Source organism: Rhizobium sp. RAF56 (assembly GCF_052113965.1).
GTDB lineage: Bacteria > Pseudomonadota > Alphaproteobacteria > Rhizobiales > Rhizobiaceae > Rhizobium.
The window spans coordinates 26216-48906 of record NZ_JBFRDU010000023.1 but is presented as its reverse complement, the minus strand read 5'-3'; the positions used below and the strand labels follow the sequence as shown (position 1 = coordinate 48906).

Below are 22691 nucleotides of genomic sequence, written 5' to 3'. Positions count from 1 at the left end.
CTGTCGTTCAATACGTATACCTGGATGAGGCGACCGGCCGGGGCCGGTGACCGCATCATTGTTTTCGCCGGCCAGCGCCGCCCGTTGCCCGGGACTGACCGCCGCTGCGGTACCGTTCGAGCAGGTTTGCGCGCTTCACTACACCCTCACCCGCCTGTCCGGCAAGCGCCACGGCATGGATAAAAGCATTCTGGCCCATCAGTTCTTCCATTTCCGCCTCGGTCGAGAGGCGGAAGGAAGGTATTTCCTGTTCCGTTTCCATCCCAAGATGCCAGGCCTTGCGGGCCTGATCGATCTTGCGAACTCCATCTTCCGCGGCATCCGTGGCGTGGAAGACGGCAAGCGCCGCACCACTGCGCACGGCGGCATCGACTTTCGACGCGCCGGTGACGAACTGGCCAGCCTTGCGCGCCAGGTTCATCATGCCCGCCAGCTGCGCCACCAGAAGCCGGTCGACGCGCTGCCCGAGATCCTCGGGCGCTGCCACCTCCGCCTTCAAGGCGCGGGCGAAAAGCCGTTTGGCAACCGCCTTGTCCACCAGCGCCCGGTCAAGCTTAACCCAGCAGCCTCGGCCCGGCAGTTGCCGCTTCAGATCCGCAACGACGGTGCCATCCGGGGCCGCCACGAAGCGGATCAACTCGTCCGGCGATCCGCTTTCGCGCGTCACTATGCACATGCGGCCGTTTTCGGCGTCGCTCGGCAGATCGTGCTCTTCCGGCAGACCCTCGGAGCTTACGGCGGTCATCACGCGTCCTGCTCGGCTCCGGCCTCGCCGTCGGCTTCATCCGCGACTTCTTCCGTCGCGAGTTCGGCTTCGGTGATCCAGCCGACAAGCAGGCGAGCCTGCACGACCATCTGCTCGGCTTCGACGCGCGAAACCTCGAACTTCGAGAACAGACCCTCGAACTTCTTCGTTTCGCCGTTCTTGCGCTCGCTCCAGCCGACGAGATCGTCGGCGGCGCAGCCCGCAAAATCTTCGATCGTCTTGATGCCGTCCTCGCCAAGCGCGACCATCATCTGTGCGGTTATGCCGTTGATCTGGCGCAGTTCGTCGGAAACACCGAGCGCCTTGCGCTTCTCGTCCATTTCGGCCTCGAGCTTGTCGAGGAATTCGCGGGCGCGGGTCTGGATTTCCTGCGCCGTCTCCTCGTCGAAGCCGTCGATCGAGGCAATTTCGTCGAGGTCGACAAAGGCGAGTTCGTCGACAGCCGCAAAACCTTCGGAGGCAAGCACCTGGCCGACCATTTCGTCGACGTCGAGCGCGTCCATGAAGAGGTTGGTGCGCTCGTTGAATTCCTTCTGGCGGCGCTCCGATTCCTCGGCTTCCGTCATGATGTCGATGTCCCAGCCGGTGAGCTGCGAAGCCAGACGCACGTTCTGGCCGCGACGGCCGATGGCGAGCGACAGCTGCTCGTCGGGAACGACCACTTCGATGCGCTCGGCATCCTCGTCGAGGACGACCTTGCTGACTTCAGCCGGCTGCAGCGCGTTGACGACGAAGGTCGCCGGCTCCTGCGACCAGGGAATGATGTCGATCTTTTCGCCCTGCAGCTCGCCGACGACGGCCTGGACGCGCGAACCGCGCATACCGACGCAGGCGCCGACCGGATCGATCGAGCTGTCGTTCGAGATGACGGCGATCTTGGCGCGCGAACCCGGATCACGGGCGACCGACTTCACCTGGATGATGCCATCGTAGATTTCCGGCACTTCCATGGTGAAGAGCTTGACCATGAACTGCGGATGCGTGCGAGACAGGAAGATCTGCGGGCCGCGCTGCTCGCGGCGCACGTCGTAGACAAACGAACGCACACGGTCGCCGTAGCGGAAGTTTTCGCGAGGGATCATCTCGTCGCGGCGGATAATGCCTTCGCCACGACCGAGGTCGACGATGACGTTACCGTATTCGACGCGCTTGACTGTGCCGTTGACGATTTCGCCGACGCGGTCCTTGAACTCGTCATACTGGCGATCGCGCTCGGCTTCACGAACCTTCTGGACGATGACCTGCTTGGCCGACTGGGCGGCGATGCGGCCGAAATCCATCGGCGGCAGCGGATCGGCGATGAAGTCGCCAAGGGCTGCGTCGGGGTTGCGGTCGCGGGCAAGCTCCAGCGGGATCTGCGTGGAATAGTCTTCGGCTTTCTCGACCACTTCGAGCAGGCGCTGCAGGCGGATTTCCCCGGTCTTCGGGTTGATGTCGGCGCGGATGTTGGATTCCGTGCCATAGCGCGAGCGCGCCGCCTTCTGGATCGCGTCGGCCATTGCGGCAAGCACGATTTCGCGGTCGATGACCTTTTCGCGCGCCACTGCATCTGCGATCTGCAGAAGTTCAAGCCGGTTCGCACTGACTGCCATTGTCTCTCGTCTCCGTCTTCCTGCCCGGGTTCCCGTATCGTCGGGCGCTTAAATTGGTCTTATTCGTCGTCTTCGACGGCGTCGTTCTGGTTTGCCGCCTGAGCCTTCGCAAGCTTGTCGGCTCTTAGCGCATCGCGCACCAGATCGTCCGTCAGGATCAGCTTGGCGTCAGCGAGCGCGCTGAACGGAATGGCCACCCGCGGCTCCTCGCCGTATGCGACCTGATCGCGCTCCAGGGTAAAACCGTCCGCGCCGACCTCGGCGATCTTGCCGCGAAACCGCTTGCGGTTGTCCACGAGGATCGAGGTTTCGCACTTGATCAGGTGCCCTACCCAGCGCTGAAAGTCCGACTTGCGGACCATGGGGCGATCGATGCCGGGCGAAGACACTTCAAGATGATACGCCTTATCGACGGGATCTTCCACATCGAGAACGGGCGAAATCGCCATCGATACCTCTTCGCAATCCTGCACGGTCATGGTGCCGTTGTTGCGTTCGGCCATGATCTGCAGCGTTGCGCCGTTCTGGTTGAGGAGGCGCACGCGCACCAAGCGGAAGCCGATGTCGACGAGCACCGGCTCGATGATCGCGGCAAGGCGCTGGTCGAGACCGGTCTCGACGATCAGCCGCGGCTCGTTTGCATTGTCCTCAGTAGTCTGGTCCGGCAAGCGTTCACTCCTTGCATCCGTCCATGCAATGGGTAATCGAGCTAATAAAAAAGAGCGGGTCCTTGCGGCCCACTCTTCATCGCTCGATCAAGAATTTGAGCGCTATATACGCCGCCTAACCGCAAATAGCAAGCTTTGCGCGACAAGGCCTCTGAAGTTTCCGCAGGGGCGCTTGCCCGCATGCGTCAGAATATTCACCCATATGGTTGACTAATGGCGCGAGACGATATATTCAACCATTAGGGTGAATAAATGGAAGACGACATTCTGTCACACATTCTGAAGGCTGCCGGCGACACGACCCGCCGGCAGATCCTCACGCTCCTCGTCCAGGAGGGGCCGCTGAGGGTGACGGCGCTCGCCGCCCATTTCGACATGTCCCTGAACTCCGTCTCCAAGCACATCAAGGTGCTGGAGGAAGCCGGGCTTGTCACTCGCCGGACTTTGGGCCGCGAACACTTCATCGCGGCGGAGCTCGACCCGTTGAAACACACGGAACAATGGTTCGCGCAACTGAAGTCGATATGGGAACTGCGCCTTTCGGCGCTCGATCAACTGCTCTCGTCAAAGGAAAATGGCCATGAGTGAACTGGAACTGACTGTAAGCCGCACGATTGCCGCTTCACGCGAAAAGGTCTTCAACGCCTGGCTCTCGCCCGAGATGCTTGGACAATTCATGCGCGGCCGCAAGGACTTCCATGTGGCGCGGGCCGAAACCGACCCGGTCAAGGGCGGCCGCTTCTCCATCGTCATGGCGACAGCCGAAAAGGAGATACCCCATGCCGGCACCTATCTGGTGGTCGATCCCTATTCGCGCCTTTCGTTCACGTGGGAATCTCCCTACTCGCTCGACGACAGCGTGGTGACAATCGATCTCGCCGAGATCGACAGCCATACGACGGAAATCACGTTGAAGCAGGTGAAGTTCGTGGACGAGAGCGCCCGCGAAGGCCATCGTGAAGGCTGGACCGCGATCCTGGAAGAGCTCTCGAAGGTTTTCAGCTGAGCCTTTTTGGCCCGGCCGAGCTTAGATCTTGCCGAGCAGCGTCTCGTCGGGATAGCAGGTCGGCTTCATGCCGGCCTTCTCCTGCCACTGGCCGATGGAGCGCCGGGTCTTGTAGCCCGGCAACCCATCGGTGCCGCCGACGTCGTAACCCTTTGCCTGCAGCGCCTTCTGCATGCCGGCGACATCCGAGCGCAGCATTTTGCCGACATCGCCCCATGCGCCCTGGAACGCACCGGAACCATAGGCGATGCGGTCGGCGAGATTGCCGATGAAGAGAGCGTAGAGGTCGGAGTTGTTGTACTCCTTGATCACGTAGAAATTCGGCGTGACGATGAATTCCGGCCCGTCGCGGCCGGCAGGCACCAGCATCATGCCCGCCGCCTTGATCTCGTCGGCCGGGAAAGCCTTGCCGCCGATGCGCGCGATCCCGACCCCCGCCCAGCGGGCGATCGGTTTTGCGAGATCCGGACCCTCCTGGGCACAGGAAACGTCGATGGGGATGGTCACCTCATAGCCCCAGCCCCGGCCGCGCTGCCAGCCTTTCTGAACCAGGAAGTTGGCGATCGAGGCGAGCGTATCGGGAACCGACCTCCAGATATCGCGGCGGCCGTCGCCATCGAAATCGACCGCATACTTGAAATAGCTCGTCGGCATGAACTGCGGCTGGCCGAGCGCGCCCGCCGCCGAACTCCGGAACGCATCCGGGGTGATATCGCCATGCTGAAGGATCTGAAGCGCGGCGATGAGTTCGGTGAGGAACATGTCCTTGCGCGTCGACATGAAGGCCTTGGTCGCCAGCACCTCGATCGCCGGGTTCGGCATCTTTGCCGCGCCGAAGCCGGTTTCGCGGCCCCATATGGCAAGCAGGATCGAGCCCGGAACGCCATAAGTCTTCTCAACCCGCTTCAAGACCGGCGCATACTGCGCGGTAAGGCCCCGGCCGGTGTCGGCGAGCCTCTGCAACCGCGCCTCGGCGAAATAGGGCGCCGGCGAAGAAAACTCCGCTTGCGTCTGCTTCTGCGCTTTCGGCGGCGGAAAGCCTGGCGGCGCAAGGTCGGTCAAATCCCAGTCAAGGCTGACGCCGGCGAATGCCGCCTGGAGCGTGTCTTGCGAAATGCCGTTCTTTTTCGCCTGCGGCCAGAGATCGCCCTTCACCCAGTTCTGAAACTGCGCCTCGATGTCGGCCCTGGAGGGTGCAGCGAGAGCCGGGAACGGCAGTATCGCGGTCGTGACGGCAAGGATGACGACGGCAGCGAGCCCGCGACGCGCGCGCCTGACCGTGAGCTTTGCCGACATCTCCGCGAGGCGGGGAAAGTTTAGAAGCACGCAACGGCCTGCCCCCGATAGCCACCGGAAAAGCCTCGAGAGGCGGGAAGCGAAAGCCTTCCTCCGATCTTCCCCTTTAAGGGGAATATGCCCGGCAGCGCCGAGGGTGGTCTTTCTCCGCATGCTCATTGGCCGCTCCTCAAATGACCGTACGTGCCCTCAGCGCCGCCGAAAGGGTACCCTCGTCGAGATAGTCGAGTTCGCCGCCCACCGGCACGCCGTGGGCAAGCCGCGTGATCCTCACGTTGAGGCCGGCGAGCCGGTCGGTGATATAGTGCGCCGTCGTCTGACCCTCGACGGTAGCGTTGACCGCGATGATGATCTCGCGGATCCCCCCTTCCGCGACGCGTGAAATCAGCCCGTGAATGTTGAGATCATCAGGGCCGATGCCGTCGAGCGGCGAGAGCGTGCCGCCGAGCACGTGATAGGCGGCGTTAAGCGCTCCCGCGCGCTCCAGCGCCCAGAGGTCGGCGACGTCCTCGACGACGATGATCAGCGACTGGTCGCGGCGCTCGTCGGTGCAGACGGTGCAAGGGTCGACGGTATCGACGTTGCCGCAGCGCGAGCAGATCTTCACCTTGTCATAGGCCTCGCCCATCGCCTGCGACAGCGGTCCGAGCAGCTGATCCTTCTTCTTGATCAGATGAAGGGCGGCCCGACGCGCCGAGCGCGGACCAAGGCCCGGCACTTTCGCCAGAAGCTGGATGAGTTTTTCGATTTCGGGGCCGGTGACTCGCTTTGCCATAGGCGGCTTTTAGCCCATATGCCGAAAAAACGGAATCTCCGAAAGGGTCGTTCACCGCATGAAAATGCTGGCGATCCCGAAACGCGGCGGCCAAGCGCTGGAAGACCGGCATCGACCAGCATCCGATCACCGGTCGCCGTCGATGCGGAAATGCGCGTCGGGCATGCCGGCTCAGCTGTCGCTCAATGCAGGTATTTACCTGCGCTTGACATGCAGGTGTTTACCTGCATAATGCCTTCACATACGAGTGAACCCGATGCACGATGACAATGTTTTCAAAGCGCTGGCCGATCCCACACGCAGGAAGCTGCTTGACCTTCTTTGCGAAAGGAACGGGCAGACGCTCGGACAACTGTGCGAAAACCTGGACATGGCCCGGCAATCCGCCACCCAGCACCTCGGCATATTGGAGGAGGCCAATCTGGTCAGCACGGTCAGGCGCGGCCGGGAAAAGCTGCACTTCATCAACCCGGTGCCGCTCCACGAGGTCTACGAACGGTGGGTGCGGAAATTCGAAAGTCAGCGGCTCAGCCTGCTGCACGATCTGAAGAAGGAACTCGAAGGAGAATGACGATGACCAAGGAGAAGACCAGCTTCATCTACGTGACCTATATTGTCTCGACGCCGGAAAAGGTGTTCGAGGCCATCACGAAACCGGACATCGCCCGGCGCTACTGGGGCCACGAGAACGTCTCCGACTGGAAGCCCGGATCGGGATGGGAACATATACGCGCCAACGACGAGCGCACCCTTCAACTTGTCGGCAAGGTCGTTGAGGTATCGCCCCCGACCCGCCTGGTCATCACCTGGGCAAATGCCTCGCAGGCCGCCGACCCCGAAAGCTACAGCAGGGTGGCTTTCGATATCGAGGAATACGAGGAAATGGTCAGGCTGACCGTCACCCATGACGAGCTCGAAGCCGACAGTGGAATGGCGAACGGCATCAAGAAGGGTTGGCCGGTGGTTCTCTCCAGCCTGAAATCCTTCCTGGAAACCGGCCGTGGGCTGGACGTCTTCGCCAAGCCAAAGGCGGCCTGATCCAGCGCGGCGTCAGATCCGGAACATCCCGAGGAAAAACAATATGGCTAGGTACTTTACCGGCGGATGTGCCTGCGGCGCGATCCGTTACGAAACGAGCAATGAGCCCATCTTCGAGAACCACTGCCAATGCACGGATTGTCAGAAACGAAGCGGCACAGGGCACGGGTCTTATCTGACCTTCCCGCAGCGAGCCGAGGTGAGAATTACCGGCGAAGCGTCACGGTGGAGCGTGGCCGGGGACAGCGGGAATGAAAAGACCCATGCCTTCTGCCCAACATGCGGAACACCGGTCTACCTGACGTTCGCCGCCATGCCGGACTTGATAGCGGTCCACGCGACCAGCCTCGACGACCCCGGCCAATTCAACCCGCAGGTGCTCACATACGGCATCGGCGGCCATGCCTGGGACACGATCGATCCCTCGTTGCAGAGATTCGAACGGATGCCGCCCGGCTGAATTCCGCTTGTTGCACGTGAAACACCGAAGATGCCGGTGGCCGAAGCTGCGGACGAACAGCTGAGCGCAAAAAACCGGTCGACACCCCCGTGACGGCCGGAGATCCCCGCCTATATGCGTGTTGAGCATTCCTGTAGAGAGGGGAGATCCGCATGTCCTTCCTGAAATATCTGACCGCCGCGGCACTTGCCGTTGCGGCGACCGGTGTCGCTCCGGCCGAGGCCCAACAAAGTCGCGTACAGGCGGGTTCGCTTTCCTGTGACATATCCGCGGGCATCAGCGTCATCGTCGGGTCGAACCGCGAGATCAGCTGCCTGTTCTTCCCCTCGACGCCAACAGGCGTGGAACACTATAGCGGCACCATCACCAAGCTCGGGATCGATCTCGGCGTGATCCGCCGCGGTTCGCTGGTCTGGCTCGTCTACGCACCGACGGTGCTGCAAAACGGCGCCCTGCAGGGGGCCTATAGCGGCATTGCCGCCAATGCCACGCTCGGGCTCGGCCTCGGCGCTAATATCCTGATCGGCGGTTTCGACGGCTCGATCGCGCTGCAGCCGCTGTCGGTCGAAGGCACTTCCGGCCTCAACATCGCGGCCGGCGTTGCCACGATGCGGCTGCGCTATGCGCCTGTCGTCATGACGCCCGCCAAGCCCGCCGCGCACCAGACGAAGCATAAGGCCAAGACGCACTGAAAACCCATCGGCTTAGAGCAGATCAGCCTTCTTTGAATCGCGGATCCGCTCTATCTTTTTGTTTTCACGCAGTTCCGGACGGAAACCCGTTTCACACTTTTCGTGGAGTTGCTCTAACTCGGCCATTCCTCTGACAGCCAATCACGGGCGGCATGGATGACGCGCAGGATCGCGACGACCTCTCTGCCGCCCTGGATCACCAGCGAATAGGCTATGATATAGGGCAGGCGAGGAACCGGCTTTTCGTAGGTGGCGGCAACGCGGCCTGGTCTTCCAGTCGCGAATTCGCCAAGCTTCGTGCCTGCCAATTCGATCGCGTCTGCAACCTTTTCGGCCGCAAGGACGTCGAGTTCGGCTATGTATCGAAGAATGTCGAAATAATCCCGGCGAGCGTCTTGCGACCAGAGAACCGGCCTCATCCACGCGCGGCTTTCTGACGCTTGGCGTCTTCGATGATCTCGCGGGCTTCGGCCATCACCTGATCGTGGGGCACAACGCGTCCCGCCTCGACATCAGCAATGCCGCGCTTGATCCCCGCGATGATCTCAAGCTCGCGATCGGCGTATGCCGCAAGTGCCTCGGCCGCGATGAAGGATTTGCTGCGCCGTGTATCGGCGGCGATCCGATCGAGCTTCTCCTTGGTTTCGGGAGAAACCCGAATAGTCATGGTGGTACTCGCCGCCATGGTTAGTCCTTCTGTGTTGACCTGTGTACAGATTAGCACAGTCGCCTCCGCGGCCCAAGTGCGGTGGAGCAATGGCGAGCGGAGACCTCAAAGGCGACCGGCTGCGCCTTGTTGCGCTGCCGGTCCTGGATTGCTTTTAGAACGGCATCTTAAAGCCGGGCGGGATCGGCAGGCCGGCGGTCAGCTGCTTGGTTTTTTCGGCGGCAAGCGCCTCGGCCTTGTCCTTGGCGTCCTTATGCGCGGCAACGATCAGGTCTTCGAGGATTTCGACATCGTCTTCCTTGAAGAGCGACGGGTCGATCTTCAGCGCCAGCATCTCGCCCTTGCCGTTGAGGGTCGCGGTGATCAGGCCGCCGCCGGACTTGCCTTCGGCGCGAAGCTCGGCGATTTCCGCCTGCATCTGCTCCATCTTGGCCTGCATTTCCTTGACCTTGCCCATCATGCCCATGATGTCGCGCATCGTCGCTGGTCCTTCCCTTTTGCTTACGTTCTAGAGGTTTCCATGCAATTGCGGACGCAGAACCCGTCCACGCCATTCCTGGAACTGCTTTAAAATTCCATGTCGTCGCCGGGCAGGATGTCGCCCTCGTCGGATTCGATGGAGGTCGGCGCCACGGTGCGTTCCTCTTCCTCCGGCTCTGGCGCGCGCACGCGCACGTCGATGATCTTGGCGCCTGGAAACTGCGCGAGGATCGCCGCCACATCCGGGTCCTGGCGCGCGTCGATGACGCGCTGCTCCCGCGCCTGCTTTTCGGCTTCAGTCTCGGTCGGCGCCCCGGCCTCGCGGCTGAAACTGACAATCCAGTGGATGCCCGTCCATTCCTTGAGCTTGACCGCCAGCTCGTTGAGCAGAGTCGGCGGCGCGCCTTCGGCGAGATTGGTGTCGAGGCGGCCCGGCTCCAGCCGTACAGGCCTGATGAATGTGCGTACCAGCGCCTTCAGTTTCACATCACGCTTTTGGGCGCAGAGATCGACGATGTCGGCGACGGAATTGACGGGAACGGAAGGCTTTGGCGCCTCCACTTGCTTCTCAACGACGCGGCCGACCTGTTGCGGCTCAACCTGCGGGCTCGGCACGGCGCGCAACATGGTTGCCGCGCCACCTCCTCCGCCCGGTCTAGTCGGGGCCGTTTCAAGCGCGCGCGCAGATGTCGGAGCATAAGCGCCCTGCGACGAGCCGTTGACGCCACCTGACGGTCCAGCGGAAGGCCGCGAGCCATTGTCGGCGGAAAATTCCGCAAGCCGCCGCGCCGCATCCTCGGGCGCCGGCAGATGTGCCGCATGCGCCAGCCGAATCAGCACCATTTCGGCGGCACCGGCCGTGCGGGCAGCGCTTTCCGTCTCGGGAATGCCCTTCAGCAACATCTGCCAGATGCGCGAGAGCGTGGTGACGGCGACGCTCTTTGCGAACTCGCCACCCTCTACGCGTTCCGCTTCGCTCAGCGACGGATCGTTGGCGGCGTCGGGCACATACTTCAGCCGCGTCACCAGATGCGTGAAATCGGCGAGATCGGTGAGCACCACCACGGGGTTTGCACCGGCCTCGTACTGGCGCGAGAACTCGGAAAGCGCCTCGGCGACGTCGCCTTTGATCACATGCCGGAAAAGATCGACGATACGGGCGCGATCCGCGAGGCCCAGCATCGAACGCACGGCGTCCGCCTCGACGATCCCGCCACCGTGCGCGATCGCCTGGTCGAGCAGCGACAGGCCGTCGCGCGCGGAACCTTCGGCGGCGCGCGCAATCATGGCAAGCGCCTCCGGATCGACGTAGATGCCTTCCTTGGCCGCGATCGTCGAAAACAGACCGACGAGATCGGACGCGCTGATGCGGCGCAGATCGAAGCGCTGACAGCGCGAAAGCACCGTGATCGGCACTTTGCGGATTTCGGTGGTGGCGAAAATGAACTTCACATGCTCCGGCGGCTCTTCGAGCGTCTTCAACAGGCCGTTGAAGGCCGCGGTCGACAGCATGTGGACTTCATCGATGATGTAGACCTTGTAGCGCGCCGACACCGGCCGGTAGCGCACCTGCTCGATGATCTCTCTGATATCGTCGATGCCCGTATGGGAGGCGGCGTCCATCTCGATCACGTCGACATGGCGGCCCTCCATGATCGCCTGGCAATGCTCGCCGGGAATCCTGAGGTCGATCGTCGGTTTGTCGATCTCGGTGGTCTTGTAGTTGAGGGCGCGGGCAAGGATGCGGGCCGTCGTCGTCTTGCCGACGCCACGCACACCAGTCAGCATGTAGGCCTGGGCGATACGACCGGTCTCGAACGCGTTGGTGAGCGTTCGCACCATCGGCTCCTGGCCGACCATGAGGTCCGTGAAATCCTTGGGGCGGTATTTGCGGGCGAGCACCCGGTAACCCGTGCCTGTCGAGGCGGCATCTGGTGCTGGTCGCTCGCTGTCGCTCATCGCACTCGCTGTCGCCCGGTAAGCCCGGGCCTTGTTCTCGACATAAGGGTGGGAGGCTGGCACGATGACCCGTGCCGGGCTCGTTGGGGCTGCTTCCTTCCGGACCTGACCCGGTTGGCGAGTGGCTCGTCCACCACCAACCTCCCGGACGCACATATCGGCAATATCCGCATCAAATGCAAGCCAAGCAGGCAAAAAACTGCTAAACATCATGAAAACACTGGAGGATTACCCGTTGCAGGATTTCATGCTCGACGCGCGCCTCGCCAATGACAGCGTCTCCGTCGCCATTATCGGCCTCTGCGACTTGAGGCTGATGAAGGACCGGCGCTGGCCCTGGCTGCTGCTGGTGCCCCGGCGGGCGGGCGTTTCGGAGGTGTTCGATCTGACGCCGCTCGATCAGGCGCTTCTAACCTTCGAGACGAATACTGTGGCGGCGGCGCTGAAGTCGACGACGGGGGCTGTAAAAATCAATGTCGGCGCTCTTGGCAATATCGTCCGCCAGCTTCATGTTCATGTCGTTGCGCGGTTCGAAGGCGATCCCAACTGGCCGGGCCCCGTCTGGGGGCACGGCAAGCCGGAGGTCTATTCGGACGAGGATCTGAACACATTCGCAGCTAAGGTGCGGGAAGCTCTTTCACTATGACCTATTCCATGTTTTCGTCGGACGCGCCGCATCCCGAAGCCAGCAGCCTGACCGCCTTTTCCGCAAACCAGCTCGACCGCCAGGCGGAACACCGCGACGAGGAAGCCGTCGAAAAGGCACTGAACACGGAAGGCACGCATATCCTCGCGTTCACCGAAGAGCGCCTGGTGCTGAAGCATGACGGCCAGGTTCTAGACCCGCTGTTTGCGCGCTACGAGCTGAAGGACCTCGATCCCGACTGGGACGAAGCGGTGCTGCTCGGCTATCGTCCGAACGGCGAACCGCGGCTGGCCGTGCCGGTGCGCATCGCCGCCGACGATCTCGCCAGCCACTACAAGCCCGCCGATATGCGCTCACTGTGGCGCGAGCTGCTGCTCGAGGGGGAAATTCTCGGCGAGGCCGCGCAAGGGGCGGCCCTCGTCCGCTGGAACCGCGACAATCGCTTTTGCGGCCGCTGCGGCGCGAAGATGGAGAGCCGGATCGGCGGTTACAAGCGCGTCTGCGCGGCCTGCGAGCACACGATCTTCCCGCGCACGGACCCGGTCGTCATCATGCTTGCCATCGACGAGGAGCGCGATCTGTGCCTGCTCGGCCGCAGCCATCACTTCGCGCCGGGCATGTATTCGTGCCTGGCCGGCTTCGTCGAACCGGGCGAGACGATGGAGAACGCGGTGCGCCGCGAGACGCTCGAAGAATCGGGCATCCGGCTCGGCCGCATTCGCTACCACGCCTCGCAGCCCTGGCCGATGCCGCATTCGCTGATGATCGGCTGCTACGGTGAGGCGAAATCATCCGAGATCCACCTCGACGCCGCGGAACTGGACGATTGCCGCTGGTTCAGCCGCGAGGAAACCCTCGCCATGCTGGAGCGCACCGCCGCCTCCGGCAACACGACACCCCCGCTCGGCGCGATCGCCCACCGCCTGATGCGCGACTGGGTCGACTGGAAACGGTAATAGCATGGCCCGTTCGGAACGGCTGCTGACACTGCTGCAGACGCTCCGGCGCTATCGCCGTCCGGTCCGCGGCGCAGCGCTGGCGGCCGAAACGGGCGTGAGCCTCAGGACGCTCTATCGAGACATCGCAAGCCTGCAATCGCAAGGGGCAATGATCGAGGGCGAAGCCGGCGTCGGCTATGTGCTGAAGCCCGGTTTCATGCTGCCGCCGATGATGTTCTCGCAGGACGAGATCGAGGCGCTGGTACTGGGCTCGCGATGGGTCGCGCGCGCGGCAGAACCGCGGCTTGCGGGCGCAGGCACCGACGCCATCGCCAAGATCGCGGCGGTGCTTCCCGACGACATGCGCGAGGCGATCGACCAGGCGACGCTTTTCGTCGGCCCGCGCCGCAGCGGCGAGGACAAGGCCGACCTTGCGGCAATCCGAAAGACCATCCGCTCCGAGCGCATCCTTGAGATCAACTACAGCGACGAGCGTGGCGCGGTGTCCACCCGCCGCGTCTGGCCGTTTGCGCTGAGCTATCTGGAACAGGTGCGCGTCATGGTCGCCTGGTGCGAATTGAGACAGGATTTCCGCCACTTCCGCACCGACCGCATCATCGACATGGCGCCGCTGGACGTGCGCTATCCAAGGCGTCGCGCCGCTCTCATCAAGGAGTGGCGCGAGCAACAGGGTTTTCCCGCCGAGCCCTGACGCTGCTGACATAAACTGTCAGCAGGCGCCGCTATGATGGGTACATCCAAACACGAGGAGTACCGGTCATGACGAATTCAAATCTCGTACTTTTTCGCATCGAGGATCGCATCCTAGCCGAGGCTGCCGCGAGCGAGCCGTCGACGATCTCGCGTCTGCTGCAACTCGCCTGGAACGCATTGCATGCCCGCGACGCGATACCGCCGCTGGCGCTCGACACCATGCCGGACTACCTGAAACGCGACATCGGCTTTCTCGACGGGCGCGGCCCGCGCCAGGGAAGCTGATGGAGCAATTCCAGGCTTCGTCGGCAGTTGCGTAAAACCGCTCCAGGTCGGCGCCGATGCGGCGCTGACCTCCCATCACGGCCGCTGCGCCACCCTTCAGGGGTGGCCCAGCCGGCCCCTCCCTCATCACATCCGACACAGCGGAACCGCGCTCGAAGCGTGCTTTCGTCAACAATGGAGAGCCTGCATGGCCAGCCCCAATCTCATCGTTCTCTACGTCAAGGATCCGGCTGAGAGTGTCACTTTCTATCGCGACCTCCTCGGCCGCGAACCCGCCGTTGTGTCCCCCAATTTCGCGGCGTTCCCCCTCGAAGGCGGTTTCACGCTCGGGCTTTGGCGTCAAAGCGCCGTCGAGCCGCGACCGTCACCCACGGGAAGCCGCGCCGAGGTTGCCTTCATGGTAGAGGGCGACGGCGCGGTCGCAAGGCACTACGAGGAATGGCGCGGTCGCGGCCTGCCGATCGCGCAGGACCTGACGGATCTTGATTTCGGCCCGACCTTTGTCGTGCTCGATCCCGACGGACATCGGCTCAGGGTTTGCGAAACGGATAAATAACAGGCATCGGCCCTGCTGTCGGAGATCTAAAGAAGCCCCCGCATCGGATGTCCCTTGTAGACACCGAGAATGCGAACCTTTTCCGAGAAGAAGCGGAGCTCGTCCAGCGCGTGGCGAACGGGTTCGTCGTTCGGATGACCTTCGATGTCGGCGTAGAACTGAGTGGCGACGAATTTGCCGCCCAGTTGGTAGCTTTCGAGCTTGGTCATGTTGATGCCGTTCGTCGCAAAGCCGCCCATCGCCTTGTAGAGGGCGGCCGGAATATTGCGGACGTTGAAGATGAAGGTGGTGACGATCTTCTCTTCCGGCGTCTTGCGTTCGGCCCATTTTTCGTCGCGCGACAGGATGACGAAGCGCGTCATGTTGTCTTCGGTGTCCTCGACGTTCTCGGCGATGATGTCGAGGCCGTAGAGATCGGCCGCGAGCCGCGGCGCAAGCGCCGCCATCGTGCGGTCGCCGGTCTGCTGGACAAGCTTGGCGGCACCTGCGGTATCGCCGGCAATCACCGCCTTCCAGCCGTTGGCGCGCACGATCTTGCGGCACTGGCCGAGCGCGTGGATATGGCTGTGAACGGTGCGGATCTCTTCCTTCGTCACGCCCGGCAGCACCATCAGCTGGAAGCGGATCGGCATGAAATACTCACCGACGATGTGCAGGCGCGATTCCGGCAGCAGGTGATGGATGTCGGCGACGCGGCCGGCGATCGTGTTCTCGATCGGGATCATCGCGAGATCGGACTCACCGGTATCGAGCGCGACGAAGGCGTCCTCGAAGGTCTGGCAGGGCATCGGTTCCATGGTCGGGAACATGTCGCGGCAGGCCATGTCGGAATTGGCGCCGTAGTCGCCCTGGAAGGCAATCTTGTTGGTCCGGTTCGTCATTTTGGAAAATCCGTCAGAGTGGGGCGCGGCCGAGCAGGCGGCGGGCCTTTTCAAGGTCGGCCGGAGTATCGACACCGAGCGGAACGGTGTCAACGATCTCGACGTCGATGCGCATGCCGGCCTCGAGCGCCCGCAACTGCTCCAGCGATTCGCGCTTTTCGAGACTGGACGGACCAAGGCCTACGAATTTTTCGAGGGCCGCGCGGCGATAGGCATAAAGCCCGATGTGGTGGTAGAGCGGACCCTTGCCGTGCGGCGCGGTGGCGCGGGTGAAATAGAGCGCCCTCAGCCGGCTGTCGGAAATTGGCGAGCCGATCACCTTGACGACGTTCGGGTTGGTCTTTTCCTCTTCGTCCGCGATCTCGACGGTCAGCGTCGCGATGTCGACTTGGGGATCGGTAAGCGGCCTGAGCGCGGCGCGAATCGTTTCCGGATCGATGGTCGGCAGGTCGCCCTGCACGTTGACGACGATTTCGGCGCGGCCTTCGGGATCGACGCTCTGCAGCGCTTCAAAGATCCGGTCGGAACCGGATTGATGGTCCGGGCGGGTCATGACGACCTCGAAGCCGGCCTTCGAAACCGCCGCGAAGGTATCGTCATGGTCGACGGCGACGACGATTCGCCCGATCGCCGCCTCGCGCGCCCTCATGGCCACCTGGACGATCATCGGCAGGCCGGCAATATCGGCCAGCGGCTTGCCTGGCAGGCGCGTGGACGCCATGCGCGCGGGAATCAGCACGAGCGTCCTGTCTAAATTCTGATCCGTCATAGTTCGACCTTCAAATTCGCTCGGAAAAGTGTCAATAAGTCTCACGTTCGAGACCGTTTAGAGAGTTGCAAGAAATCGGCAAAAGACATAGGTTTCCGCCGATTTCAAGATGGCCCGGCAGGCTTGCCGGTGGCGAGGGGAGCATACGAATGAATTCATCCTACGTGAACATGGGTGTTGGCGCACTTCTGGCGACGCTGTTCGTCCTCAAGTCCGCCTCGCTCGTGTCAGGCGGCATCTTCCTCAGCGAAGCGCCGGAGAAGCCGGGCTTTACCATCGCCGGAGCCGAGACCGCATCGGCGGAAGGTGGCGGCGGCGCCGAGGCGGCAGCGCCCGAAACACCGATCGCGCAGCTGATGCAGAAGGCCGACGCCAAGGCCGGCGAGACGATCTTCAAGAAGTGTCAGGCCTGTCATGACGGCACCAGCGGCGGACCGAACAAGGTCGGTCCGAACCTCTTTGGTGTCCTCGGCCGCAAGATCGCTTCGCACGAAGGCTTCGCCTATTCGGCCGCCATCAAGGACTTCTCCAAGGGCGGTAGCGTGACCTGGGATTACGACCACCTGAGCAACTTCCTGAAGGCTCCGAAGAAGGACATCCCGGGAACCGCCATGGGCTTCGCGGGCCTTCCGAAGGACGCAGACCGCGCCAACGTCATCGCCTTCCTGCGCACGCTTTCCGACAGCCCTCTCCCGTTGCCGGATCCAAACGCGCCGCCGGCGACGAACTGATCGTCCAACACATGATTGCTTGCGAACCCGGCTCCGGCCGGGTTTTCTTTTTCCCCAAGACGGTCCGGGCACAAAAAAAGCGGGCAGAGCCCGCTTTCGGCCCGGTCCCACCGAGCATCCGATTCGCAAGGCTGCCAGTTCATCCGTGGTCAGCGTCACGCAATCGGTGAGGCCGTTCGGCCTCGTCGCCTGCCATCGCGTCTTCATGACGTCAGGCCTAGCGTGAGAGGGTTCTACCCCGGGAGAATGACGTGCGCATGACAGCGTTGACGCCTCTTGGCACCCCCAATTATCGATTCCTCTTCCAAACCGCGGAAAAACCGCTAATACCGGATACCGGCTATCACCTGTTCCGGGATCCTCCTCTATATGGCACGTTTCGATGTACTGACCGTCGGCAATGCGATCGTCGACATTATCGCCCGCTGTGACGATCAATTCCTGATCGACAACAGTATCACCAAGGCGGCGATGAACCTGATCGACGCCGAGCGCGCCGAGCATCTCTATTCGCGCATGGGCCCGGCGCTCGAAGCCTCCGGCGGCAGCGCCGGCAACACGGCGGCGGGCGCTGCGAGCTTCGGGGCGAAGGCCGCCTATTTCGGCAAGGTCGCCGAAGACCAGCTCGGCGAGATTTTCGCGCATGACATTCGCGCCCAGGGCGTCCACTACGAGACGAAGCCCAAGGGCACGTTCCCGCCGACCGCCCGCTCGATGATCTTCGTGACACCGGACGGCGAGCGCTCGATGAACACCTATCTCGGCGCCTGCGTCGAGCTTGGCCCCGAGGATATCGAAGCCGATGTCGTGGCCGATGCCAAGGTCACCTATTTCGAGGGCTACCTCTGGGATCCGCCGCGTGCCAAGGAGGCTATCCTCGAATGCGCCCGCATCGCCCATGCGCACGGCCGCGAAATGTCGATGACGCTATCGGACAGTTTCTGCGTCGGGCGCTATCGCGACGAGTTCCTAGACCTGATGCGCTCGGGCACCGTCGACATCGTCTTCGCCAACCGCGAGGAAGTGCTGGCGCTCTACGAGACCCGCGATTTCGAGGAAGCGCTGACGCGGATCGCCGCAGATTGCAAGATCGCAGCCGTCACCATGAGCGAGGACGGCGCCGTCATCCTGCGCGGCGGCGAGCGGCACTATGTCGGTGCGATCGAACTCGATGAACTTGTCGACACGACGGGTGCCGGCGATCTCTTCGCCGCCGGCTTCCTCTACGGCTATACGCAGGGTCGGACGCTGGAAGATTGCGGCAGGCTCGGATGCCTCGCCGCCGGGATCGTCATCCAGCAGATCGGGCCGCGGCCGATGAAGTCGCTCTCGGAGGCCGCGAGCGAGGCCGGCCTTACTTGAAGGCCTCGCCGGGATAGGCGCCCCAGATTTCAGACTGCGCCACCCAGCCCTCGGTGCCGTCCGCGACCGTGCGGCACCATTCGCCCGTGCATTCCTTGATCACCATGTTCACGCCCGGCTCGAGCTTGGCCATGACAGAGCTGGAGGGCTGCGGATCGCGACGCATGTTGACGTAGACCGCCTTGCCCTTACCCCTCATCCAGGGTGCGGCGACCGCCGCACGCTGGCCGGACAAGAGCGACTGGTTGACCCAGCCCTCCGTGCCGTCGGCATCGCGCACGCGGCGCCAGTTGTCGTATTCCTGGATGATCTCGACCGGCAGACCGGCCTTGGTGTAGAGCCACGATACGGCGTAGTCGGCGCTCGGTCCGATGCGCAGGTTCACGCGCTTCGACTTCAGTGTCACGAAGCGCGGAAGCGGCAGACCGCTCGGCCCCTTGGCCGCTTGGGCGGCTGCCGGCAACCCGTGGCCGGCCGCAAGCATCAGGCCGATCGCGAATACGACGCAGGACTTCATGAATTTGCTTCGCATGGAACGTCCGTTCGCTTAAGTTCAAATCTGTGGCAGGATCCAGGCCGGCCCGGCAAAAATCTTGGTATTTCAGAAAGATAGCCATGATCGCGGTCGGACCGCCGTTGGACGTCTCCGGTGAAAGTCGCCCGAGAGCCGACGCGAGTTTTGTTTGTCTTCGCTCGCGGGTCTGGTAGAACTGCCGGAAACGGGAAAATCATGCCCCGTCTTGGTTAATAACCCCTGAACAAGGCCTCTCGATCAGCCCATGACGACCAAGAAAAAACCCAACGTCTACATCACGCGCAAGCTGCCGGACGCGGTCGAGACGCGGATGCGCGAACTCTTCGATGCCACGCTGAATGTGGACGATCGGCCGCGCACGCAGCCGGAACTGGTGGCGGCGATGCAGACCGCTGAAGTGCTCGTGCCGACCGTCACCGACCGCATCGACGCCGCCCTCATCGAGCAGGCGGGGCCACAATTGAAGCTGATCGCGAGCTTTTCCAACGGCACCGATCACATCGACATCGAAGCGGCCGCACGCAAGGGCATCACCGTCACCAACACGCCGAACGTGCTCACCGAAGATACCGCCGACATGACCATGGCGCTCATCCTCGCCATCCCGCGTCGGCTCGCCGAAGGTGCGCGGGTGCTCACCGACCAGCCCGGCGAATGGGCCGGCTGGTCGCCGACATGGATGCTCGGCCGGCGCATCTGGGGCAAGCGCATCGGCATCGTCGGCATGGGGCGTATCGGCACCGCGGTCGCCCGCCGCGCCAAGGCGTTCGGCCTGTCGATCCACTACCACAATCGTAAGCGCGTTAGCGCCGCCACGGAAGACGAGCTGGAGGCGACCTACTGGGATAGCCTCGACCAGATGCTCGCCCGCGTCGATATCGTCTCGGTGAACTGCCCGTCGACGCCTGCGACCTACCACCTGATCTCGGCCCGCCGGCTCGCCCTGCTGCAGCCGACCGCCTACATCGTCAACACTGCGCGCGGCGACGTCATCGACGAAGCGGCGATGATCAAGGCGCTCCGTGAAGAGAAGATCGCGGGCGCCGGCCTCGACGTCTTCGAGAACGAGCCGGCGGTCAACCCGAAGCTGGTCAAGCTCGCCAACGATGGCAAGGTCGTGCTTCTGCCGCACATGAGCTCGGCGACCATCGAGGGCCGCATCGACATGGGCGACAAGGTGATCATCAACATCCGCACCTTCATCGACGGCCACCGTCCACCAAACCGGGTTCTGCCCGACCGGTGAGGCGATGGCGGCGGGCTTGCCCCGTCTTCACGCCTCCCGGCGCAACCGCGCTACGGATTTTCGCATTTCAATCTGCGTTATGCGGTCGTAGCCCGGATGGGCGCGTTCCGCGGTCTTTTCAAAGCCCCAGGCCGCAAACACGGCCTGATTGCCCGTCAGCTCCAGGCGCACGTCGAGCCGCAACTCCGGAAGGTTAAGGCCGCGCGCCGTTTCCTCCGCGACCGCCATCAGCCGCCGGCCGACGCCCCTTCCCTGCGCCGCCGGCGCGACCGCGAGCTTGCCGACATAAAGGCAGTTCGGCTCAGGCCTTAGGAACACGCAGCCGAGCAGCGTTTCGCCCTCCAGAACGTTTCCGTTTTCCGGACGGAAAACCGCGTCGCACCTTTCCTGGAATTGCTCCTCCAAGACGACATAGCCGATCTCCGCTTCGGCCTTTTCGGCCAGTGCTTCGGCCGTCAGCGTCAGCGCGGAAGAAGGCGGGTCGATCCGCCCGTTCATATAGGCGAAGGAGGTAAGGATCAGATCGAGCACCTCGTCCCACCGGGAAAAATCACGATCGATGCGGCGGATGATCACACGGTTTTCCCCTCTGACGGATGCCGTCTCCTGTATCGGACCGTGTCGAAGCGCGCAGCCTGGGCATCGTAGAGCAAGAGCCGTCCGACGAGCGGTTCGCCGATGCCGGTGACTAGCTTGATCGCCTCCATGGCCATCAGAGTGCCGATGACGCCGGTCAGCGCGCCGATGATGCCGGTTTGCGAGCAGACGGGAATGAGACCGGCCGGCGGCGGCGTGGGAAAAAGGTCGCGATAGCTCGGATTTTGCACGCCGTCCGGCCCGGTCTCGTAGGGTTTAAGCACGGTGAGCGAGCCGTCGAAGCGTCCGACCGCTCCCGTCACCAACGGCACCCGTGCGGACTCCGTCGCATCGGCTGCAGCATAGCGGGTGTCGAAATTGTCCGAACCGTCGATCACCATTTGGAAGCCGGACATTAGCCGCGGCGCAGTTGCCGGTTCGAAACGCTCCTCGAAGCGGATCGTGCGCACATGCGGGTTCAGCCGGGCAATCGCTTGCGCGGCACTCTCGGTTTTCATCTCGCCAACCGTTCCGGTGTCGTAGATCACCTGGCGCTGCAGGTTGGAGAGCGACACGCGATCGTCGTCGATCAGCCCCAGCGTTCCGACGCCGGCAGCGGCGAGATAGGAAAGCACTGGCGCACCTAGCCCGCCCGCGCCGATGACCAGAATGCGCGCGGCCTTCAGCTTCTGCTGCCCCGCGCCGCCGACTTCCGGCAACAGGATGTGGCGCTGATAGCGGGCGATTTCATCTTGATCAAGTGGTTCCATGGGAGCGATGCTAGCACCGTTTCGAATAGGGGGGAAAGCGCTACGGATCAGTCGACACGCCGCCGTGAGCGACAGTGAAGAACTGCGCGCGCGCGCCGAGCGCTGAAAACATCGACTGGTCCGTGCCGGTCATGAAGGCTTGGCCGCCGAGCGCATCGATCAGGTCGAAAAGAGCGGCGCGGCGGCCCTCGTCAAGATGGGCGGCGATCTCATCAAGAAGCAGCACCGGGGCGTGGCCGGTCAGATTGCCGACCAGGCGGGCATGGGCGAGCACCAGCCCGACCAGCAGCGCCTTCTGCTCGCCGGTGGAGCAGCGTTCCGCTTCCATGCCCTTGTCACGATGGCGTACCAGAAGGTCCGCCCGGTGCGGACCCTCGAGCGTGCGGCCGGCGGCAGCGTCGCGATAACGGCCTTCGCGCAGGAGCGCGACATAGTCGTCTTCGAGATCCACCGCCGGGCGGTCGAGCGTCCCGTCGAGAAATCCCGAGAGTTCGAGCGTCGCCGTCGGAAAGGGCGTGGCCTCGCGACTTTCATCGATCAGGCGCGCAAGCAACCCCAGCATCTCAGCCCTCGCCAGCGCCATGGCAATGCCCAGGCTCGCCATCTGCGCCTCGATGCCGGAAAGCCACGCGGGATCGAAACGCCCTTCGGCAAGCAGGCGGTTGCGGCTGCGCATGGCGCGTTCGAAATCGCTGGCGCGGCGCCCGTGCGCCGGATCGAGCGACAGCACCAGCCGGTCGAGAAAGCGGCGCCGGTCGGACGACCCGCCGGTGAAAAGCCCGTCCATGGCAGGCGTCAGCCAAAGCACCCGCAAGTGATCGGTGAGTTCATCGGCTGTCTTTGCCGCGGTACCGTTGATACGCAGCCGCCGCACGGCCGCTTCGTCGGCGGTCTCGACGCCGGTGCCGATTTCGACTTCCCCCGCCATGCCGTCGAGTTCGGCGAAGATCGCAAAGCCGCTCGCCGCCCCGACCCGCGTGACATCGCCATAGGGCGCACGCCTGAGACCCCGGCCCGGCGACAGGAGGGAGACCGCTTCCATGAGATTGGTTTTGCCGGCACCGTTGTCGCCGGTCAGCACGACATGCCGGCCGTCGAAGGCAAGTGCGGCCGACGCGTAGTTGCGGAAGTCGGCAAGCTTCAGACGATTGATAGAGACCTTGTGCGGCATGCGGATTCCGGATTTCCTGGCTGGATGAGAGCTATGCCGAACGCCCGGCAATGGCAAGGTCACGCGGCGACGACAGGACGGCAACACTTTCATCCGCGCGTCATTCCCGCCC

29 protein-coding genes and 1 other RNA gene are annotated in these 22691 nt (G+C 63.2%); 14 read left to right on the top strand and 16 right to left on the bottom strand.

The features are described 5' to 3' along the window. Nucleotides 1–55: 55 nt before the first annotated feature. The 3 genes from AB4048_RS19235 to rimP are packed head-to-tail and all read right to left on the bottom strand — an operon-like array spanning nucleotide 56 to nucleotide 3026. Nucleotides 56–745, bottom strand: coding sequence for an RNA-binding protein (locus AB4048_RS19235; protein WP_442203586.1), 690 nt, complete (start codon nucleotides 743–745; stop codon nucleotides 56–58). Next, entirely contained in the window at nucleotides 745–2358 is a 1614-nt protein-coding gene (gene nusA / locus AB4048_RS19230) for a transcription termination factor NusA (RefSeq protein ID WP_442203585.1), read from the bottom strand. Before nusA ends, AB4048_RS19235 begins: the two co-directional genes overlap by 1 nt. A 59-nt stretch (nucleotides 2359–2417) precedes the next feature. Then, entirely contained in the window at nucleotides 2418–3026 is a 609-nt protein-coding gene (gene rimP / locus AB4048_RS19225; RefSeq protein ID WP_442203584.1) for a ribosome maturation factor RimP, read from the bottom strand. A 252-nt stretch (nucleotides 3027–3278) separates the two neighbouring features. Between rimP and AB4048_RS19220 the strand changes: the two genes are divergently transcribed. Then, complete coding sequence (locus tag AB4048_RS19220; protein WP_442203583.1) at nucleotides 3279–3614, top strand: ArsR/SmtB family transcription factor; 336 nt, start codon at nucleotides 3279–3281, stop codon at nucleotides 3612–3614. After that, nucleotides 3607–4032 carry an SRPBCC family protein gene (locus tag AB4048_RS19215; RefSeq protein ID WP_442203582.1) on the top strand — a complete coding sequence of 142 codons (426 nt, stop codon included), beginning with the start codon at nucleotides 3607–3609 and terminating at the stop codon, nucleotides 4030–4032. Before AB4048_RS19220 ends, AB4048_RS19215 begins: the two co-directional genes overlap by 8 nt. Nucleotides 4033–4053: 21 nt before the next feature. On the opposite strand, the gene AB4048_RS19210 is transcribed toward AB4048_RS19215, so the two are convergent. After that, nucleotides 4054–5328, bottom strand: a complete 1275-nt coding sequence (locus AB4048_RS19210) for a lytic murein transglycosylase (RefSeq protein WP_442203633.1) — start codon at nucleotides 5326–5328, stop codon at nucleotides 4054–4056. A gap of 169 nt (nucleotides 5329–5497) precedes the next feature. Beyond that, nucleotides 5498–6103: a recombination mediator RecR gene (gene recR, locus AB4048_RS19205; RefSeq protein WP_442203581.1), complete on the bottom strand. Its 606-nt coding sequence runs from the start codon at nucleotides 6101–6103 to the stop codon at nucleotides 5498–5500. 256 nt (nucleotides 6104–6359) lie between these two features. Between recR and AB4048_RS19200 the strand changes: the two genes are divergently transcribed. From AB4048_RS19200 to AB4048_RS19185, 4 genes are all read left to right on the top strand, one after another. Continuing rightward, nucleotides 6360–6674 (top strand): ArsR/SmtB family transcription factor, encoded by a 315-nt coding sequence (locus tag AB4048_RS19200; RefSeq protein WP_442203580.1) that lies wholly within the window; start codon nucleotides 6360–6362, stop codon nucleotides 6672–6674. A 2-nt stretch (nucleotides 6675–6676) separates the two neighbouring features. Continuing rightward, on the top strand, nucleotides 6677–7141 hold the full coding sequence (locus AB4048_RS19195; protein WP_442203579.1) for an SRPBCC family protein: 465 nt from the start codon (nucleotides 6677–6679) through the stop codon (nucleotides 7139–7141). Between the two features lie 43 nt (nucleotides 7142–7184). After that, on the top strand, nucleotides 7185–7601 hold the full coding sequence (locus tag AB4048_RS19190) for a GFA family protein (RefSeq protein ID WP_442203578.1): 417 nt from the start codon (nucleotides 7185–7187) through the stop codon (nucleotides 7599–7601). 152 nt (nucleotides 7602–7753) lie between these two features. Next, complete coding sequence (locus tag AB4048_RS19185) at nucleotides 7754–8293, top strand: DUF992 domain-containing protein (RefSeq protein ID WP_442203577.1); 540 nt, start codon at nucleotides 7754–7756, stop codon at nucleotides 8291–8293. Between the two features lie 113 nt (nucleotides 8294–8406). On the opposite strand, the gene AB4048_RS19180 is transcribed toward AB4048_RS19185, so the two are convergent. The 5 genes from AB4048_RS19180 to ffs form a co-directional block, all read right to left on the bottom strand. Further along, a complete protein-coding gene (locus AB4048_RS19180) occupies nucleotides 8407–8712 on the bottom strand; it encodes a type II toxin-antitoxin system RelE/ParE family toxin (RefSeq protein WP_442203576.1) in 306 nt (101 codons plus the stop codon). Further along, nucleotides 8709–8978, bottom strand: a complete 270-nt coding sequence (locus AB4048_RS19175; RefSeq protein ID WP_442203575.1) for a CopG family ribbon-helix-helix protein — start codon at nucleotides 8976–8978, stop codon at nucleotides 8709–8711. The genes AB4048_RS19180 and AB4048_RS19175 overlap by 4 nt, the downstream gene beginning before the upstream one ends. A 136-nt stretch (nucleotides 8979–9114) precedes the next feature. Then, nucleotides 9115–9438 carry a YbaB/EbfC family nucleoid-associated protein gene (locus tag AB4048_RS19170; protein WP_442203574.1) on the bottom strand — a complete coding sequence of 108 codons (324 nt, stop codon included), beginning with the start codon at nucleotides 9436–9438 and terminating at the stop codon, nucleotides 9115–9117. A gap of 89 nt (nucleotides 9439–9527) precedes the next feature. After that, nucleotides 9528–11399 (bottom strand): DNA polymerase III subunit gamma/tau, encoded by a 1872-nt coding sequence (locus AB4048_RS19165; RefSeq protein WP_442203573.1) that lies wholly within the window; start codon nucleotides 11397–11399, stop codon nucleotides 9528–9530. A 48-nt stretch (nucleotides 11400–11447) separates the two neighbouring features. Then, an RNA gene (gene ffs / locus AB4048_RS19160) (signal recognition particle sRNA small type) lies at nucleotides 11448–11544 on the bottom strand. A gap of 90 nt (nucleotides 11545–11634) precedes the next feature. On the opposite strand from ffs, the gene AB4048_RS19155 reads away from it, so the two are divergent. The 5 genes from AB4048_RS19155 to AB4048_RS19135 all read left to right on the top strand — a co-directional run bounded on the left by AB4048_RS19155 (nucleotide 11635) and on the right by AB4048_RS19135 (nucleotide 14538). After that, the gene (locus tag AB4048_RS19155; RefSeq protein WP_442203632.1) at nucleotides 11635–12045 is read left to right on the top strand and encodes an HIT family protein; all 411 of its coding nucleotides are present in this window, start codon (nucleotides 11635–11637) and stop codon (nucleotides 12043–12045) included. After that, nucleotides 12042–13001, top strand: coding sequence for an NAD(+) diphosphatase (gene nudC / locus AB4048_RS19150; protein WP_442203572.1), 960 nt, complete (start codon nucleotides 12042–12044; stop codon nucleotides 12999–13001). The genes AB4048_RS19155 and nudC overlap by 4 nt, the downstream gene beginning before the upstream one ends. Nucleotides 13002–13005: 4 nt before the next feature. Continuing rightward, nucleotides 13006–13695: a helix-turn-helix transcriptional regulator gene (locus AB4048_RS19145; protein ID WP_442203571.1), complete on the top strand. Its 690-nt coding sequence runs from the start codon at nucleotides 13006–13008 to the stop codon at nucleotides 13693–13695. Nucleotides 13696–13763: 68 nt separating this feature from the next. Further along, nucleotides 13764–13982, top strand: a complete 219-nt coding sequence (locus AB4048_RS19140; protein WP_442203570.1) for a hypothetical protein — start codon at nucleotides 13764–13766, stop codon at nucleotides 13980–13982. A 187-nt stretch (nucleotides 13983–14169) separates the two neighbouring features. After that, nucleotides 14170–14538, top strand: coding sequence for a VOC family protein (locus AB4048_RS19135; RefSeq protein WP_442203569.1), 369 nt, complete (start codon nucleotides 14170–14172; stop codon nucleotides 14536–14538). Nucleotides 14539–14564: 26 nt separating this feature from the next. Here the strand turns inward: AB4048_RS19135 and AB4048_RS19130 are convergent, their stop codons facing one another. Further along, the gene (locus AB4048_RS19130; RefSeq protein ID WP_442203568.1) at nucleotides 14565–15419 is read right to left on the bottom strand and encodes a prephenate dehydratase; all 855 of its coding nucleotides are present in this window, start codon (nucleotides 15417–15419) and stop codon (nucleotides 14565–14567) included. Between the two features lie 13 nt (nucleotides 15420–15432). Then, nucleotides 15433–16188, bottom strand: a complete 756-nt coding sequence (locus AB4048_RS19125) for a 3-deoxy-manno-octulosonate cytidylyltransferase (protein ID WP_442203567.1) — start codon at nucleotides 16186–16188, stop codon at nucleotides 15433–15435. A gap of 149 nt (nucleotides 16189–16337) precedes the next feature. Between AB4048_RS19125 and AB4048_RS19120 the strand changes: the two genes are divergently transcribed. Together AB4048_RS19120 and AB4048_RS19115 are read left to right on the top strand one after the other, a co-directional pair. After that, the gene (locus AB4048_RS19120) at nucleotides 16338–16919 is read left to right on the top strand and encodes a c-type cytochrome (RefSeq protein WP_442203566.1); all 582 of its coding nucleotides are present in this window, start codon (nucleotides 16338–16340) and stop codon (nucleotides 16917–16919) included. Between the two features lie 369 nt (nucleotides 16920–17288). Continuing rightward, nucleotides 17289–18281, top strand: coding sequence for an adenosine kinase (locus AB4048_RS19115; protein WP_442203565.1), 993 nt, complete (start codon nucleotides 17289–17291; stop codon nucleotides 18279–18281). On the opposite strand, the gene AB4048_RS19110 is transcribed toward AB4048_RS19115, so the two are convergent. Then, on the bottom strand, nucleotides 18274–18813 hold the full coding sequence (locus AB4048_RS19110; protein ID WP_442203564.1) for an SH3 domain-containing protein: 540 nt from the start codon (nucleotides 18811–18813) through the stop codon (nucleotides 18274–18276). The genes AB4048_RS19115 and AB4048_RS19110 overlap by 8 nt on opposite strands. A gap of 247 nt (nucleotides 18814–19060) precedes the next feature. Between AB4048_RS19110 and AB4048_RS19105 the strand changes: the two genes are divergently transcribed. Then, on the top strand, nucleotides 19061–20062 hold the full coding sequence (locus AB4048_RS19105; protein WP_442203563.1) for a 2-hydroxyacid dehydrogenase: 1002 nt from the start codon (nucleotides 19061–19063) through the stop codon (nucleotides 20060–20062). A 27-nt stretch (nucleotides 20063–20089) separates the two neighbouring features. Here the strand turns inward: AB4048_RS19105 and AB4048_RS19100 are convergent, their stop codons facing one another. From AB4048_RS19100 to recF, 3 genes are read right to left on the bottom strand one after another with little or no spacing between them, the layout of a single operon-like run. Then, nucleotides 20090–20638, bottom strand: a complete 549-nt coding sequence (locus AB4048_RS19100) for a GNAT family N-acetyltransferase (RefSeq protein ID WP_442203562.1) — start codon at nucleotides 20636–20638, stop codon at nucleotides 20090–20092. Then, the gene (locus tag AB4048_RS19095) at nucleotides 20635–21408 is read right to left on the bottom strand and encodes a molybdopterin-synthase adenylyltransferase MoeB (RefSeq protein WP_442203561.1); all 774 of its coding nucleotides are present in this window, start codon (nucleotides 21406–21408) and stop codon (nucleotides 20635–20637) included. Before AB4048_RS19095 ends, AB4048_RS19100 begins: the two co-directional genes overlap by 4 nt. Nucleotides 21409–21448: 40 nt before the next feature. Next, nucleotides 21449–22579: a DNA replication/repair protein RecF gene (gene recF / locus AB4048_RS19090; RefSeq protein ID WP_442203560.1), complete on the bottom strand. Its 1131-nt coding sequence runs from the start codon at nucleotides 22577–22579 to the stop codon at nucleotides 21449–21451. Nucleotides 22580–22691: the final 112 nt, after the last annotated feature.